The sequence below is a fragment of the Latilactobacillus sakei subsp. sakei DSM 20017 = JCM 1157 genome (genome assembly GCF_002370355.1).
In the GTDB taxonomy this organism is placed as follows: Bacteria; Bacillota; Bacilli; order Lactobacillales; family Lactobacillaceae; genus Latilactobacillus; species Latilactobacillus sakei.
The window spans coordinates 1,576,234-1,592,472 of record NZ_AP017929.1; the positions used below are offsets into that span (position 1 = coordinate 1,576,234).

Genomic DNA, 16,239 nt, shown 5'->3' on the forward strand with positions numbered 1-16,239 from the left:
CTCTGTTAAGTGGTGCGTTTACCATACTTTATCACTGGTCATCTCATATTCTCGTTGCTATTAGATTAACGTTATTTGAAAAAAAAGTCAATAATTCCTGAATTTTTTCTAATTTTTAAGGGTCAACCCCTTTAGATATCCACTATCTTTGCTATAATGAACCATATGAAGCTCTTATAAATAAATGACAAAGGTGTTGAAGATATGCAAAAACCTTTGAACTGGATAAAACGGTATCCTGCCGTTCTCATATTATTCATTCTAGTTGGTGTCGGTCTCTTCGCGACACACGTCCTTGCAACGTACCAACAAATTACCATTAAAGCAAACGTCGTTAATGTGCGCCAAGGACCCGGTCTTTCCTACGATACAATGGGCCAGGCAAGCAAAGGCGAAGTGATGAACGTCATTTCACAAAAGAATAACTGGTATCAAGTCCGCTTAAGTGGCGATAAAATTGGCTGGGTTGCCAGTTGGTTGGTCAATAATACGGAAGTCAGCGCAACCTCTAACCGGGTCGCAACTGTCACCAATGATTTTGCAAACGTCCGCCAAAGCAGCAATGCCAGCAGCCCCCTGTTAGGAAAAGTCAATAAAGGCGACAAGTTAACAGTTCTCTACCAACAAAACGGTTGGAGCCAAGTTAAATATAATTCAGCTGTGGGGTGGGTCCAAAGTGACCTGATTAGTATTTCTAACGAAGCACCAACAGCTGTTCAAACGGATACGAAAACAGATGATAGTAGCAGTCAATCCACTTCTGATATTAAATCCGTCACAACGCAACTGGATAATACTAAGTTGCGAAGCGGTCCTGGTGTCAACTACGCCTATTCTCAAGTCTATTCCGCCAACACGAAGCTAACGTATCTCGATAAGAAAGACACTTGGTACAAAGTTAAAGACGCGGACGGTAATACGGGTTATGTCGCCAGTTGGGTCGTCACCCCTTCTGCTAAGAACGAAGTCGTTAAAACAAGTGCTACCTCCCTTTCTGAGGCAACCATTGTTTTAGATGCCAGTCACGGTGGTAACGATGTTGGGGCGCTATCAAATAGTAATAAATACGAAAAGACTTATACGCTTAAGACCGTCGATGCGATTGCTAAGAAGTTAAAAGCCGCCGGCGCCAACGTTGTCTTAACCCGTTCGTCTGATAAATTCGTTGATTTAGCACCTCGGCCTGCACTTTCTAATAAATTACGTGCAGATGCCTTTATCAGTATTCATTTTGATTCCAGTGCGCAATCTAACCAAGCGAGTGGCACAACTACTTATTATTACTCAAATAGTAAGGACACTAGCTTAGCCAACGCGCTTAATAATCAGATTAAATCATTACCACTAACTAATCGTGGTGTTGAATACGGTAATTATCAAGTACTTCGTGATAACGAACGCCCTTCTGTTCTATTGGAAATGGGTTATATCAATTCTGATCAAGACTTTAATTACATCAGTAGTAGTAGTTATCAAGAAAAAGTGGCGGATGCCGTTTACGCTGGTTTACAAAACTATTTCAAATAATCACTATCAAAAAAGGCCCTCGAAATTTTTCGAGGGCCTTTTTGTAACTACTTTTATAAAATGGGCGCCAACAGTCGCGCTAAATCTTGCGAGAGTCGCTGATTTGTTGTTTGTGCATTTAACTGTTGTTTAGTCAGCGGTACACTTGCTTTTAAATCCCTTTGAAAGGTCAATTCTAACGTATTGGTCAATGCAGGATCATATAAAAAGCTGGTCGTTTCAAAATTAAGTTTAAAACTACGAATATCTAAATTAGCCGTTCCCACAGCTGATAACTGACCATCGACCATCATCGTCCGTGCTCTAAAAGCACTCGCTTTATATAGATAAATCTGTCCGCCCGCTTTAACAATCTGCCTAGCATAGTAGAGATTAGCATGTTGGACTAAACTATGTTTCGCTTTTTCGGGAATCATAATTTTAACCGTTACCCCAGAATTAATGGCAAGTATTAATGCTGCCAAAACGGAATCGTCCGGAATAAAAAATGGGGTTTGAATCCATAACCGTTTTTTAGCGGCCGCAATTAACTTTAAAAAACCAAGCTTAATTTCAGGTAAATCGCGATCAGGGCCACCCGAAACAAGTTGCATGCTAGTTTGTCCATGTTCGACAGAAGTCGGGAAATAATGCTGACTGTAATAAACCTTCTGGCGTTGTGTTGCCGCGTTCCAATCCATAAAAAAACGTGATTGAAACGATAAAACACCGTCGCCACTAATTCGTAAGCGCGTGTCTCGAACTGGCAAATGCGTATCAACACTATGTTGGTTAAAGTTCCCAAGATAGGCCGTGTTACCATCGATCACGACTAATTGGCGGTGGTTTCTAAAATTCAACCGAAAATTAATCAAACGAAACCGCGAACTGAAAAAGGGCGTTACTTGCCCACCCGCTTCTTCTAATGGTTTAAAAAAAGAGCGTGGAATCTTTTGCGAACCAAAGCCGTCATAAATGACGCGGACTTTAACCCCTTGATATGCCTTATAGGCGAGCGTTTTAATTAAGATGTGCCCGAAAGGATCATCGAAAAACGCATAGTATTCTAAATGGATGTGATCGCGAGCACGGCTCATATCGGCCAGTAGTCGCTCTTGGGCAGTGGTTGTGTCCGTTAAGACCGATACCTTATTTTCTTGCGTCAAAACGGCTGTATTAGACACTAGGAAGAGATTAATTAAGCTTTGAATCTCCGGCGTTGTAGAATGGTGATTTTGCTTCCGTCGTTGCCGTAATTCCGCTTTTTGTTGCGTCACGCGTTCATCAATGCCTAATTTGGCCTGTGTCCGTAAATCATAAAGGTGCTCTGCTGATAATTTCTTACCAAAAAAGAGATAAAAACCAAACCCGATCACTGGCAATAAAATTAAAACGAGTAGCCAGGCCCAAGTCGCCGCAATATCTCTTGATTGTCGAAAAACGGTAATGATCGCACCGATTGTATTAATTACTAATATGAGACTAAGAATTATGATAATAATCGTCGTCATCTCTGTCGCGTCCTATTCTTTAAACCACTTGGCTTGAATCTTCGCTAATTGTCCATTTTGTTTGAGGACTTGATACCGGCGATTAATAAAGCGTCGTAATTTTTGATCTTCTGGGCGCATGCCAACCGCAAACTTCTCAGCCGCAAAAGGACTTTCAATCGCTTGAAAATCTTGCCCATTTGCCCGCGCTTTAATCTCAAAGTTAGCATAAACTTGATCAATTAAGATCCCTTTAATCCGCTTAGCCTGTAAATCGATAAAAGCATTGTTATAGGTATCATATAGGATTGGCGTTTGATTGGCAATTTTTTGTTTTAAAACAGCTGGTTTTCGATCCAACTGGGCCATGCCGGATGAACCCGTTTGAACACCTAAGTTTTGGCCCTTCAAATCAGCTAAGCGATTAACAGGATCCTTTTTCATCGAGACAATCATCTGGTGATTCGTAAGATAAGGTTGACTGAAGGCCACTCGTTTGGCCCGTTCTTCGGTCTTAGAATAACCACTCCAAATTAAATCAATCGTCTGATTGTTCAATTCGGTTTCTTTCATATCCCAATCGATCGATTGAAAATCAACCTGGATGCCACTACCTTTAAAAATCGCCTTGGCTAACTCGACGTCAAAGCCGGTTAATTGCCCGTTTTTTTCACGATAAGTCATCGGTACAAAGCTATCATCGATGCCAATCACTACTTTTTGGCGGCGTTCAATCGTTGCCCAACTATCGGTCTTTTGGCGGCTATGGCAGCCCGCTAGACTGACTAATAGGCCTAATAATAAACCAGCTGTTGCTAATCTCTTTAATCTCATCATTGGTTGGCCTCGTTTGGTTGTAATTCAAAAACTTGATCGGCAATTTTATTCGCAAATTGAATATCATGAGTGACAACAATTTGGGTCATGCCGTCTTCCTTAAGGCTTAAAATCAATTCTGCCACACTAGCGACTAACGATGGATCTAAGGCACTGGTTGGTTCGTCATAGCACAAAATATCCGGCTGCATCGCTAACGCGCGCGCAATCGCAACCCGTTGTCGTTGACCACCTGATAATTGAAACGGATAGGCCGCCTCTTGTGCACTTAATCCTAATTGGCGTAATAATTGCTGACCTAATGCATTCGCTTTGTCCTTAGCCAATTGCTTCACCATCTTAGGCGCTAACGTGACGTTTTCTAACACTGATAAATGCGGGAATAAGCGGAAATCTTGGAAGACAACACCTATCCGGCCCCCTTTTTCAGCGGCACTTGGGACATAGGTTTCACCGTCAATCACGAACCGGCCACTGTCTGGTTGATCCAACCCACTGATTAAGCGGAGCAAGGTCGATTTACCGGCGCCACTAGGACCCACGATTGCTAAAATACTGCCCGTTTCAACTTCTAAATTTAAATCATTCAAAATTTGGCGACCCTTGAATGACTGATTAATATTTTCTAATTTAAACATCGATAAGTCCTCCTAACGGTAATAACGATAATATTGTTCTAATCGGCCTAACAACCATGTACAAATGGCGGTTAATGCGAGATAAATCACACCCACTAACAGCAATGGCACTAAATTAACGTCACGCGCGCTGGCAACGTTTCCTGCCCGTAATAAATCGCCAATCCCAATCACATAAACTAATGATGAATCCTTGATCAAATTAATGACTTCATTACCGACAGACGGTAAAACGATTTTAACCGTTTGGGGCACGATAATTTTTAAAATGGTTTGGGGATAGGTTAATCCTAAAACTGATGCGGCTTCGATTTGACCATCATCAACCGCTTGAAAGCCCCCTCTGAAGATTTCAGCGAAGTAAGCGGCGTAATTCAAGATAAATGCAATTAATGCGGCGTCGAAACGATTAAAGACAATCCCAATCACCGGTAAGCCGTAAAAGACAAAGATCAATTGTAATAGCAATGGCGTTCCCCGCATTAGCCAAACATACAGGTTAAGCAAATAATGCAGTGGCTTGAATTTAGATAATAACCCAAGGCTCAATAATAACCCCAGGGGAATGGCACCAATCACGGTTAAACTAAAAATGGCTAACGTCATTTTAGCGCCACTCAAAAGCGCTGGTAAAATCGATAAACTATATTGCATGATAAAATCTCCCTTATATAAACATATCCTTCAAAGCGTGTTAGCTAAACATTGCCACAAAAAAAGCCCTCTTCACGTTTACACGTCAAGAGGGCGATCAATCGCGGTTCCACCTCAGTTTTTTTGTTTACTTCACAGCAAACAACTCTACTAGTTTTAGACCAATAAAAAAAGTCCCCTCGGATTACTCCAAGAGGACGAATATTATCGCGGTTCCACCTCAGTTTAATAAACAACTCACATTGCTTAAACTTATGTAGTTTCTAAAACTACAGCGATAACGGGCTAACGGATTATCTTACTTCGTTCAGATAATCAACTCACGGATGTGCCACTAGTTTCGAAGGGCTGATTTACACCATACCTCAGCTCTCTGTGCCTTAAAAACTAATTTGGTCCGTTCAACGTTTTAAGTATTGACATTATTCTAGTGATTCTCACTTGAAAAGTCAACTATTTTTTACCAAAGAGTCGACCCCAAAAACCGATTTTCTTTTCTTTCAACGTCATTAATGGCACTGTTTCACCTAATAGGCGCCGGGCAATATTGCGATAACCTTGGCTGGCCGAGTTTTTAGGATCTAAGACAATCGGTTCACCAGCATTGGATGTCTTGATAACGGCGTCGTCATCAAAAACAATCCCCAACAATGATACTGAGAGATGTTTCGTAATCTCATCGACGTCCATTGTTTCACCATCGTTCATCATATGACGACGAATGCGATTGATGACCAAACGTGGTGCGATTTGCATTTCAGTTTCTTCAAGCAAACCAACAACACGATCAGCATCGCTTACTGATGAAATCTCAGGCGTTGCGACTACAATCGCACCATCTGCGCCGGCAATCGCGTTCTTAAAGCCTGATTCAATTCCGGCTGGGCAATCAATGATGACAAAATCAAATTCTTCTTTTAAAGCCGTCACAATCGCTGTAACATCTTCTGGTACGAGTGCTTCTTTATCCGTGTTTTGTGCGGCTGGTAATAAATAGAGTTTTTCATCAAAGCGTTTATCTTTAATCAACGCTTGATGTAATTTGGCACGGCCTTTGGCAACATCCACGATATCATAGATGATTCGATTGCTTAATCCCAATACGACGTCTAAATTTCTTAAACCGATATCTAAATCAAGCAAACAAACTTTTTTATCCAAAAGCGCAAGCGCCGTTCCAATATTAGCGCTCGAGGTTGTTTTACCAACACCGCCTTTACCGGATGTGATGACCAAAGCTGTTCCCATTTTATTGCTCCTCCATTTTACGATATAGTTTAGGATTAATTTGTTTTAAATCCGTTATCTCACCGTAATCGATGACGTGTAAATCGTTAATATAACTGATACTTTGTGAATTAAAGGGCGTTTTCTTTGGATCGATAATTTCAACCGCATCTGCAATTCTAAGTTGGACAGCTTTCGTCAGGTTCCCAGCAACGATTGCATCTGCATTATCTGGAAAACCAGCATGCACAATCCCTGCAACAGACCCTAGAATGAAAATACTCCCCGTCGCTTTGATGACAGCCCCTTGGTGTAAATTACCAACAAATAAAACATCACCGACATAGTTAACTTCTTGTCCACTCCGAATAACATTCGGTTCAACATGAATACTATTTTCTTGCCGTTCAATTTGGGCTTGCTCAATCGTCATTACCGAAGACTGAATACTCATAATATCAAACTCAGGGAATGGTTCTAGTGTTTGATATAGCGCCTTTTTTTGTTGTTCACTTAATAAACGCATCCCAGTTGTTAACTCAAGTTCAATCTTATCATTACCCAACTTAGGTTGTTCTGAGCGAATTTTACTCAATAATGCGACAATTGAATCTAATGCTTGATCAAAATCGGCACCAGCATCAATGTTTAATTCGAATCCTTCTTTGCGTCCTCTTAACGTGACTGCATCCATAAAAAAATCAAACCCCTCATCGTTCTGATTTTAATTTTAGCAATAATTTCTTTAAAGGCAAATACAAAAAGATAAAAAAGACTAAGTTTAATGCAATTGTCGGTGCTAAAACGTTACTAATGAAATCAACTGGTGTCATACTCGTTAAATTAACGAGCCGATTCATAATATAAATTGAGGCCTCCAACAACGTTAAACAAATAACGTCGACTAACCCAATAAAGAATGGTGAATCTGGAATGTATTGTTTTAAGTAACGCACGATATAAATAATCAGTGGCAATACAAAAAGATACATGCCAATCATCCCCGTATAATATAAATCATACAAAAGACCAATCCCCACTGCATACCATGATAAATTCGTCTCTTCAGGCAGAACAAACGCAACCATGATAAACATTAACATGAATAACCGACTAATTAGGGTATGATCTGGCGTATATAGCCATTGTTCCCCTAATGAACTAATCGCACCATCCAGGTAAAAAGCGACTAGTAAGTAAATTGGGATTAAATAGCGATGTTTCAAGCGAAATGTCCCCATATTACTCACCTTCAATCGAACGTTTGATAACCGTTACAACTGTTAAGTTATTCAGATCAGCAGCTGGCGTAACATACACGGTTAATGCCAAACCATAGTCGTCCTTTTTAACTGAAGCTACTTTACCTAAATAAAGTCCCTTAGGTGTTAAACCACCCAAGCCAGAAGTAACAACTTTATCGCCTTTAGCAATCGCTGTATCGGTTTTAATTTGACCTAATTTCAATTGTTTTTTATCTGAATTATAGCCCGTCATAATACCGTTAACTTGTTTACCATCTTTGGTATTAACCACTGCGGCAAAACCATTACTGTTACGACCAGTGCTTGAAACGAGTTCCACCTTAGCATTGGTCTTATTAACTTCTGAAATACGCCCGATAATGCCTGATTCAGACATCACTGGCATATTCTTCTTAAGGCCTGCTAGAGCACCCTTATTGATCACCAGTGAATTCTGCCAATTATCCGGATTTCGTGACAACACGGAAGCATTGAGCGTCGTATAGTCTGTTAAAGTCCCTGCTAAGTTTAATTCTTTTTTCAAGTTCTTGTTTTCTTCTTTTAAAGTTTGTGCTTGGACCTTAGTTTGTGCTAAATCATCTAATTGCGCTTTTAAGGCTTTATTTTCTTGATAAGTATTAATTAAGTCTGTCAGTGCATCGACACCTTTACCAATCCCATTAGCAGGCACACTAACAACTTGGTTTGTAATGCCTGTCACATCGTTTCCGAATTGACGGATAAAACTTGGACTCTTCTTACTATTACGCAAGCCAACTGACATTGCGATAAAGCCCATGCAGACGATTAATGTCACCAATAAAATGATTAACTTTTTATTTGAAAAGAATTTTTGCATGGTTTATTCGCCACCATCCATCTTTAATATCGTAAATATGGGACAAAAACCGGTTATTAAGGGCCTTGTGCGATTGATTCAAAAAAACCTGAATCAATCACTAATTTAGGCCTACTTAAACGCTAACCGCTCTTTGTCCCACTATTTTACGCTAATCTTAATTTTTTTCATGACTTCGATATTCTTCAATGATTCACCAGTACCGACTGCAACACAGTCCAATGGATCTTGGGCAATGAAGACAGGTACTTTAGTAGCATCAGAGATAACTTCTGGTAAATGTTTCAATAAAGCACCACCACCAGTTAAAACAATCCCGTGATCAATCACATCGGCTGCAATTTCAGGAGATGTTTCTTCAAGCGTTTCTTTGATAGCATCGATAATTGCTGTCACAATTTCCTTAATTGCTTCGGCAATATCACTTGCTTTAATATCAACAGTCTTTGGTAGACCAGTGACTAAATCACGGCCACGAACACTCATTGATTCAACTTCTTTAGCACGTTCTGGTGAAGCTGAAGCAATCGCTAATTTGATTTGTTCAGCTGTCCGTTCACCAATTAATAGGTTACTGTTTTGACGGATGTAAGAAATAATTGCGTCGTCAAACTTATCGCCAGCCATTCGAATTGAACGACTTGAGACAATCCCACCTAATGAAATGGTAGCAACATCTGTTGTACCACCACCGATATCAACAACCATGCTACCAGTTGGATCCATTACAGGAAGTCCTGCACCAATTGCGGCTGCGAAAGGTTCTTCAATTACATAAGCATCACGCGCACCGGCAACTTTAGTGGCATCGATAACGGCGCGTTTTTCAACTTCTGTAACACCACTAGGCACACAAACCATTACAAATGGTTTACTTGATGAATGGCCGATTGTTTTTTCGATAAAATATTTAAGCATTGCTGCAGTTGTATCATAATCTGCAATAACGCCGTCTTTCATAGGACGAATCGCTACAATATTACCAGGTGTCCGGCCGATCATGTCGCGTGCTTCGGAACCGACAGCGATGACTTCGCCTGTTTGTGTATTTTTGGCGACAACAGAGGGTTCTCTTAAGACAATGTCTTTCCCGTCCATATATACAAGTGTGTTTGCGGTACCTAAGTCGATACCAATATTTCTAGTCCCTAATCCGAACACTATTTTTCTCTCCTTCAATAACCAAACGTTTTTATAGTCATTGGCATTATATCATAATTTTTAATAATAAAAAACGCAATGTAGCTTCATGGTACCTGATTTTCAGGAGAATTTTCAAGTCTACCTTAAAATTAATAGATTCTTAACAAGATTCAAAACACCTTTAATCGACTAGATACCCTTCTTCACGTAGGCTTAAGTACTGTGAGCTACCAATGATTAAATGATCCAAACAAGTAATCCCCATCAACTGTCCGCAATTAACAATTCTTTTTGTAAAGTTAATATCTTGCGTTGATGGTGCCAATTGACCGCTCGGGTGATTATGGACCAAGATAAACTTAGCCGCTGAATACTGAACCGCCCATTTAAAGACTTCCCGCGGATGTGCAACAGAACTATTAAGTGTACCCAGATAGAGTTGCTTAATCTGAATAATCTGATTTTTAACATCTAAATAGACCGCTAATAGCTGTTCTTGTGTCTCTCCCGCTAAGGATTCAATCATCCGTTGGCCTACCATCTGACTAGAAGCCACTACACCAAAACGTAATGTCCGCTGATTTTGAATGCGCCGACTTAACTCACAAATCGCTTGGAGTTCAATCGCTTTAACCGGTCCAATACCTTCGATTTGACGTAATTGTACTAAGTCCGCTTGTTCAAGATCTTGAAAGTCGGGATAGCGTTGCAATAATCGTTGTGCAACGACTTCAACGGGTAAATGTTGGGTGCCTGAACGTAAAATTACGGTTGCTAATTGTTCATCACTTAGACTGGCCGCACCATACAGTGCGACTTGCTCTCTGGGTTGTAACTTTGATTGACTCGTTAACATCGTCATAGCCTCCTGCAAAAGGCATTTTTAATCGCCTTTTCGATTCATTTAACTATACGTGTTAACTGGTCCTTTATTTTTCTAAAAACGGAATAACGGCTGCTAAATTATCAACCGTTGCCAATGTTTGTTGGTTAGTAATGGCAGTTGGGGCAATCAAATCTGGCACCATAATCACTGGAATGTCAGCCTTGCTAGCCGCTAAAATCCCATTTGGTGAATCTTCGAGTACTAAAGCGCTAGGGGCTGGAATGGCAAGTTTATCTAAAGCCTTTAAAAAGATTTCTGGATGAGGTTTACCGTGTGTCACTTCATCGCCCGAGACAATCTGGTTGAAACGGGGCTTTAACCCTGTGCTTTGCATGAAATCTTCGACCATTGTTCTAAAATTACTAGAAGCAATCACCCGATTAATCCCGTGATTGTCACAGTAGTCCAATAATTCTACTAACCCCGGTTTAATGGCTACCCCTTGGTCTTGAATAATTTCATCAACTGTTCTATAAGACAAATCAATAAACTGCTTCACTAATTCCGGTGAGCCTAATTTCTGTAAGAAATATTGGCGTAAATAAGTATCTGTCGTCCCCAGAATGGCTTGATGGTCTTCTGCCGTCACCTCAAAGCCCATTTTTTGCGCCGCTAATTGGTTAGCTTGATAATAAACTTTTTCTGAATCGACTAATAAGCCGTCCATGTCAAAAATAATCCCTCTAGTTTGCATCTATGACACTCCTTTAAAATAACTACGAATGGTACTAATTAGGTACAAGGAACCGGTCACCAATAAAACATCATCGGCCGATAATTCACTGATCATTGTGGTTAATGCCACGGGCCAACCCGCTTCAAATGGAATCGTGTTATCAACTGCCGCGTACTGCACCTGGGTAGCAGCTCGCGGATTGTCCGGCACCGTCGTTAATACTAAGTGGGTTGCTAACTGATTAAGTTGAGGCAACATCCCAGCCAGTGATTTATCACCCAAAGCACCGAATAAAATATAAATATCTTGATGTTTAAATTGATGCTTAGCTGTTTTAACCAACTGCTCAACACCGGCTGGATTATGCGCCCCATCCAAAATAATCAACGGTTCATCATTTACTTTTTCAAAGCGGCCCGGCCAACTCACGTGAGCCAAGCCCCGCTTAAGCGTCTTAATATCAAGTGGCTGCTGCGTCAACGCTAGATACTGACAAAAGGTTTCTAACGCTACTGCAGCATTTTCAATCTGATAATCGCCCATCAATGGTATTTGAAGTTGCTTAAGTGTCACCGTTTGATTCTGAAAGTTTAACTGTTGCCCCCAAGTTGGTAAGGTTTTAACCGCTGTTGTCGAAAAGTCGACCCCACTAATTGCTAGTGGACTTGCTAATCGTTTGGCTGTTTCAACAATCACGGTTTGTGCTTCCGCTGGTAATTTGCCAATCACTACAGGGTGTTGCGCTTTGATAATGCCGGCTTTTTGGGTGGCAATCGCTGCCAACGTATCGCCCAGCAAGGCTTGATGATCTAGCCCAACCGAAGTAATTACCGAAATCAATGGTGTTAGGACGTTAGTAGAATCGTATAAGCCGCCAATGCCAACTTCAATGACCGCAATATCAACTGCTTGCTGCTTGAAATAGGTGAACATAATTGCAGTAATCAGTTCGAATTCCGTCACTTCAAAGTCCGCGTCTGTTTGTTGGACTGTTTCAATTGTCTGTTGAACATGTTGCGTAACTGCGACCAGATCGTCATCCGCAATTGGTTGTTGATCAATCGCAATGCGTTCATTGAAACGGGTAATAAATGGCGATGTGTAGCGACCAACTTTTAAACCCAATTCGACCAGCAAGCTACTGACCATATTGACCACTGAGCCTTTCCCATTGGTGCCTGTCACATGAATAAACTGTTGTCCCTGATGTGGATTACCCAGTGCCGCTAATAACTGGGTCATTCGGTTTAAATTTGCTTCTTTATGTAATCTTGGCCGTGAATGAATATATGCCAAAGCTGTTTCGTAATCTGTCACCAACATTGCTCAATCCCCTTTAACATGCTCCTTCCATTTTAGCATAGATTGACCGCTAATCGGTTGCCAAAAACTGATGGCATACAAAAACGCCACCTTAAAATAAGGTGGCGTTTTGAGATGTGCTTTAACGAGCTGCTTTTAGTTCTGCAAGCCGTTTTTCAACTGATTGATATTGTTGTTCATAATCAGCTTGTTTATCGCGTTCTTCTTGGACGACTTTTTCAGGAGCGCGGTCAGTGAAGCCTTTATTGGCTAACTTACCTTGTGCGCGTTTGATTTCGCCGTTTAGACGTTTCAATTCGCCTTCTAGGCGCGTAATTTCTTCGTCTAAGTCCAATAGTTCTGCCAATGGCACGTAAACTTCAGCGCCACTGATAATGGCTGTCTTAGCTAATGCAGGGGCTGTTAGGCCTTCTGCAATTTCAAGTGACTTAGGATGAACGAAACGTTCGATAAAGTCTTGATTTTGCTTAAAGATGGCCATCAACGGTGTATCTTGGATGTTGATTAAGATATCGATTGGCTTACTTAATGGGGCATTTGCCTCTGAACGGATATTCCGAACACTTCTAATTAAATCGATCAAAGCGTTCATTTGAGTTGTTGCTTCTTGATCATCTAATTCAGCATGTACTTCAGGATAGCTAGCGGTCATGATTGATTCGCCAGTATGTGGCATACTTTGCCAGATTTCTTCCGTTACAAATGGCATTACTGGGTGTAATAGACGCAATGTTTGGTCCAATACGTAAGCTAAGTTATAGCGTTTATTGGCAATCGCTTCTTGATCATCACCATAAAGCACTTCCTTAGCCATTTCAATATACCAATCACAGAAATCATTCCAGATAAAGTTATACAATGTCCGACCAGCTTCACCAAATTCAAAGCCTTCGTATAAACGGGTCACGTCAGCAACGGTTTGGTTTAATTGACTTAAGATCCATTTATCCGTTAAATCGAGGTTAGCAGCTTCTGGAACCTTAGTTGGTGCCGGTGTATCTTCAAGATTCATGATAACGAAACGACTCGCGTTCCAAATCTTATTAATGAAGTTCCAGGCAGCATCCATCTTCGTGTAACTGAAACGCACATCTTGACCAGGTGTTGAACCACTTGTTAAGAACCAACGTAATGCATCAGCGCCGTATTTTTCAATGACTTCCATTGGGTCAATCCCGTTACCAAGTGATTTACTCATCTTACGGCCTTGTTCGTCACGGATTAAACCGTGGATAAGGACGTGTTCGAATGGGCGTTGTTCCGTGAATTCCAAACTTTGGAAGATCATTCGTGATACCCAGAAGAAGATGATGTCATAACCAGTTACCAACGTATTTGTTGGGAAATAGCGTTTGAAATCAGGTGCTTCTGTGTTAGGCCAACCCATTGTTGAAAATGGCCATAACGCACTACTGAACCATGTATCTAAGACATCAGTATCTTGTGTCCAGTTTTCGATATCTTCTGGCGCTTCTTCACCAACGTACATTTCACCAGTTTGTTTATGGTACCAAGCTGGGATTTGGTGACCCCACCATAATTGACGTGAAATAACCCAATCATGAACGTTTTCCATCCATTGTGTGAAGGTATTTTCGAATCGTTCTGGCACAAAGTTAACCTTTTGATCTGTTTCTTGATTCTTCAAAGCCATTTCAGCAAGTGGTTTCATCTTAACAAACCATTGAGTTGAAAGGCGGGCTTCAACTTGAACACCAGTCCGTTCTGAATGACCAACACTATGCGTCATTGGGTCGACTTTAATTAAGAAACCTTGTTCTTTTAAGTCGGCAACAATTGCTTTACGTGCTTCAAAACGATCCATACCGTTATACTTACCGGCACTTTCGTTCATGCTTGCATCTTCATTCATCACGTTAATCCGTGGTAAGTCATGACGGTTACCAACTTCAAAATCGTTAGGGTCATGCGCTGGTGTAATCTTAAGCGCCCCTGTTCCAAAATCCTTATCAACATAGTGATCGGCGATAATTGGAATTTCACGATTCATTAATGGCAATGTGACCGTCTTGCCAACAAGATCAGCGTAACGTTCATCATCTGGGTGAACGGCAATTGCTGTATCACCAGGTAATGTTTCGGGACGCGTTGTGGCAATTTCAATGCTGCCAGAACCGTCTGTCAATGGATAACTAACATGATAGAAGGCCCCTTCATCATCTTGATGAAGCACTTCGATATCTGATAAAGCAGTCCGCGCTTTTGGATCCCAGTTGATGATGTATTCGCCACGATAGATCAGTCCTTTGTTGTATAAGTTAACAAAGACTTTACGAACAGCGTCTGATAAACCATCGTCTAATGTGAAACGTTCACGTGAATAATCAAGTGATAAGCCCATTTTAGCCCATTGATCATGAATTGTTGCGGCATATTCATCTTTCCATTCCCAAACTTGATCGATGAATTTTTCGCGGCCAAGGTCATAACGTGAAATCCCTTGTTCTGCTAATTTTGCTTCAACTTTGGCTTGGGTTGCGATGCCGGCGTGATCCATTCCTGGTAGCCATAACACATCGTAACCTTGCATCCGTTTTTGGCGAATTAACATATCTTGTAAAGTGGTATCCCAAGCATGGCCTAAATGTAGTTTACCTGTAACATTGGGCGGTGGAATAACAATTGAATATGGTTTTGCATCTGGATTGGCATTTGGTTTAAATAAATCTTCTTTTAACCAATCTTGATAACGACCGTCTTCGACTTGATTAGGATCGTATTTGGTTGACATTTCTTTGTGATCAGTCATCTGCTTCACTCCTTTTGAATATTGCGTTTAATGGCAAACAAAAAAGCATTCCTCACAATAGGACGAATGCTTTTTCGCGGTACCACCTAAATTAGGACTAGACTAGTCCCCAACTCATGATTTGTTAACGAACGAAATGGTCCGGTTAGCCCTACTAAATTTCAGGTTAACAGCTCACAAGCTACCGATTAATTGGTCATTGGAAGACGTCTCAGCCATGCATCTTCTCTCTAAACTAGTCCAATATTAATCGCTCTTGTTCAACGCGTTGTTAATAGTTTAGCTGAGTCGACGCCAAAGGTCAATAGGCTAGGGCCTTCATTCCTCAAATAATAATAAAGTTTGAAGTTCCGCCGTTAAATCTAGATAACGCACATTGATATGCCGTGGCACTTGCAGACGCGTCGGTGCAAAATTTAAAATTGATGTAATCCCAACATCAATCAGCTGTTCAGCTGACCGTTGCGAGGCTTCACTAGGCACGGTCGAAATCGCCGTTGTGATCCCAGCAGCGGGAATAACGGTCGCCAGTTGATCAATGGCGTAGATTGGTACGCCATTTAAAATTTGACCGACTAATGCGGGGTTCGTATCAAAAGCACATGTAATCTGTAAGTTGTCATTTCTTCTAAAGTTGTTTTCAATTAGGGCGCGGCCCAAGTTACCAACCCCGATAACGGCCATTTTAGTTAGAATATCGGCTTTTAAAACAGCTGAAAAAATTTGAATTAAGTGACTCACTTCATAACCGTAACCGCTCCGGCCTAAGTCACCAATATAAGAAAAGTCGCGGCGAATCGTCGCCGAAGGAATGGCAACCAATTTTGCCAATTGTTCCGATTTAATCCGCTCGATACCATCTGTTTCGAGTAGTTTAAAGTAACGATAATAAATTGGAATCCGTTTAGCAACTGCTTCTGGTAAATCATGCTTTGGCGTTCTCATTTTGCTAACCTCACTTTATTAATCCTGATAAATTTATCATA

At 41.0% G+C, this 16,239-nt stretch carries 15 protein-coding genes and 2 other annotated features; of the genes, 1 reads left to right on the forward strand and 14 read right to left on the reverse strand.

Annotation, left to right across the window (positions count from 1 at the left end):
* Positions 1–204 precede the first annotated feature (204 nt).
* Entirely contained in the window at positions 205–1,527 is a 1,323-nt protein-coding gene (locus LEUCM_RS07865) for an N-acetylmuramoyl-L-alanine amidase family protein (RefSeq protein WP_056936406.1), read from the forward strand.
* Between the two features lie 53 nt (positions 1,528–1,580).
* Here LEUCM_RS07865 and cls read toward each other — a convergent pair whose 3' ends face one another.
* The 14 genes from cls to LEUCM_RS07935 all read right to left on the reverse strand — a co-directional run bounded on the left by cls (position 1,581) and on the right by LEUCM_RS07935 (position 16,198).
* Entirely contained in the window at positions 1,581–3,017 is a 1,437-nt protein-coding gene (cls, locus tag LEUCM_RS07870; RefSeq protein ID WP_025015815.1) for a cardiolipin synthase, read from the reverse strand.
* A 12-nt stretch (positions 3,018–3,029) separates the two neighbouring features.
* Positions 3,030–3,833 carry an amino acid ABC transporter substrate-binding protein gene (locus tag LEUCM_RS07875; protein ID WP_096695399.1) on the reverse strand — a complete coding sequence of 268 codons (804 nt, stop codon included), beginning with the start codon at positions 3,831–3,833 and terminating at the stop codon, positions 3,030–3,032.
* The gene (locus LEUCM_RS07880) at positions 3,830–4,471 is read right to left on the reverse strand and encodes an amino acid ABC transporter ATP-binding protein (RefSeq protein WP_011374562.1); all 642 of its coding nucleotides are present in this window, start codon (positions 4,469–4,471) and stop codon (positions 3,830–3,832) included. The genes LEUCM_RS07875 and LEUCM_RS07880 overlap by 4 nt, the downstream gene beginning before the upstream one ends.
* 12 nt (positions 4,472–4,483) lie before the next feature.
* On the reverse strand, positions 4,484–5,125 hold the full coding sequence (locus tag LEUCM_RS07885; protein WP_011374561.1) for an amino acid ABC transporter permease: 642 nt from the start codon (positions 5,123–5,125) through the stop codon (positions 4,484–4,486).
* A 190-nt stretch (positions 5,126–5,315) separates the two neighbouring features.
* Positions 5,316–5,539 (reverse strand) — a binding site (T-box leader).
* A gap of 39 nt (positions 5,540–5,578) precedes the next feature.
* Positions 5,579–6,373 (reverse strand): septum site-determining protein MinD, encoded by a 795-nt coding sequence (minD, locus tag LEUCM_RS07890; protein WP_016265029.1) that lies wholly within the window; start codon positions 6,371–6,373, stop codon positions 5,579–5,581.
* A 1-nt stretch (position 6,374) separates the two neighbouring features.
* Positions 6,375–7,046 carry a septum site-determining protein MinC gene (locus tag LEUCM_RS07895; protein ID WP_016265028.1) on the reverse strand — a complete coding sequence of 224 codons (672 nt, stop codon included), beginning with the start codon at positions 7,044–7,046 and terminating at the stop codon, positions 6,375–6,377.
* Between the two features lie 16 nt (positions 7,047–7,062).
* Complete coding sequence (mreD, locus tag LEUCM_RS07900) at positions 7,063–7,593, reverse strand: rod shape-determining protein MreD (protein ID WP_016265027.1); 531 nt, start codon at positions 7,591–7,593, stop codon at positions 7,063–7,065.
* Position 7,594: 1 nt separating this feature from the next.
* A complete protein-coding gene (gene mreC, locus LEUCM_RS07905) occupies positions 7,595–8,455 on the reverse strand; it encodes a rod shape-determining protein MreC (protein ID WP_011374557.1) in 861 nt (286 codons plus the stop codon).
* 141 nt (positions 8,456–8,596) lie between these two features.
* Entirely contained in the window at positions 8,597–9,616 is a 1,020-nt protein-coding gene (locus tag LEUCM_RS07910; RefSeq protein ID WP_035146965.1) for a rod shape-determining protein, read from the reverse strand.
* A 163-nt stretch (positions 9,617–9,779) separates the two neighbouring features.
* Entirely contained in the window at positions 9,780–10,454 is a 675-nt protein-coding gene (gene radC, locus LEUCM_RS07915; RefSeq protein WP_011374555.1) for a RadC family protein, read from the reverse strand.
* A 73-nt stretch (positions 10,455–10,527) separates the two neighbouring features.
* On the reverse strand, positions 10,528–11,178 hold the full coding sequence (locus LEUCM_RS07920) for an HAD family hydrolase (protein ID WP_016265026.1): 651 nt from the start codon (positions 11,176–11,178) through the stop codon (positions 10,528–10,530).
* Entirely contained in the window at positions 11,179–12,483 is a 1,305-nt protein-coding gene (locus LEUCM_RS07925; protein WP_016265025.1) for a bifunctional folylpolyglutamate synthase/dihydrofolate synthase, read from the reverse strand.
* Positions 12,484–12,604: 121 nt separating this feature from the next.
* Positions 12,605–15,253: a valine--tRNA ligase gene (locus LEUCM_RS07930; protein ID WP_016265024.1), complete on the reverse strand. Its 2,649-nt coding sequence runs from the start codon at positions 15,251–15,253 to the stop codon at positions 12,605–12,607.
* Positions 15,254–15,308: 55 nt separating this feature from the next.
* Positions 15,309–15,526 (reverse strand) — a binding site (T-box leader).
* 45 nt (positions 15,527–15,571) lie between these two features.
* Positions 15,572–16,198 carry a redox-sensing transcriptional repressor Rex gene (locus tag LEUCM_RS07935; RefSeq protein ID WP_016265023.1) on the reverse strand — a complete coding sequence of 209 codons (627 nt, stop codon included), beginning with the start codon at positions 16,196–16,198 and terminating at the stop codon, positions 15,572–15,574.
* Between the last annotated feature and the right edge of the window lie 41 nt (positions 16,199–16,239).

Bases quoted from the DNA above. Each gene is read 5' to 3' on its own strand.
- LEUCM_RS07865 (WP_056936406.1), top strand. From the start codon at position 205: ATGCAAAAACCTTTGAACTGGATAAAACGGTATCCTGCCGTTCTCATA.
- cls (WP_025015815.1), bottom strand. From the start codon at position 3,017: ATGACGACGATTATTATCATAATTCTTAGTCTCATATTAGTAATTAAT.
- LEUCM_RS07875 (WP_096695399.1), bottom strand. From the start codon at position 3,833: ATGATGAGATTAAAGAGATTAGCAACAGCTGGTTTATTATTAGGCCTA.
- LEUCM_RS07880 (WP_011374562.1), bottom strand. From the start codon at position 4,471: ATGTTTAAATTAGAAAATATTAATCAGTCATTCAAGGGTCGCCAAATT.
- LEUCM_RS07885 (WP_011374561.1), bottom strand. From the start codon at position 5,125: ATGCAATATAGTTTATCGATTTTACCAGCGCTTTTGAGTGGCGCTAAA.
- minD (WP_016265029.1), bottom strand. From the start codon at position 6,373: ATGGGAACAGCTTTGGTCATCACATCCGGTAAAGGCGGTGTTGGTAAA.
- LEUCM_RS07895 (WP_016265028.1), bottom strand. From the start codon at position 7,046: ATGGATGCAGTCACGTTAAGAGGACGCAAAGAAGGATTCGAATTAAAC.
- mreD (WP_016265027.1), bottom strand. From the start codon at position 7,593: ATGGGGACATTTCGCTTGAAACATCGCTATTTAATCCCAATTTACTTA.
- mreC (WP_011374557.1), bottom strand. From the start codon at position 8,455: ATGCAAAAATTCTTTTCAAATAAAAAGTTAATCATTTTATTGGTGACA.
- radC (WP_011374555.1), bottom strand. From the start codon at position 10,454: ATGTTAACGAGTCAATCAAAGTTACAACCCAGAGAGCAAGTCGCACTG.
- LEUCM_RS07920 (WP_016265026.1), bottom strand. From the start codon at position 11,178: ATGCAAACTAGAGGGATTATTTTTGACATGGACGGCTTATTAGTCGAT.
- LEUCM_RS07925 (WP_016265025.1), bottom strand. From the start codon at position 12,483: ATGTTGGTGACAGATTACGAAACAGCTTTGGCATATATTCATTCACGG.
- LEUCM_RS07930 (WP_016265024.1), bottom strand. From the start codon at position 15,253: ATGACTGATCACAAAGAAATGTCAACCAAATACGATCCTAATCAAGTC.
- LEUCM_RS07935 (WP_016265023.1), bottom strand. From the start codon at position 16,198: ATGAGAACGCCAAAGCATGATTTACCAGAAGCAGTTGCTAAACGGATT.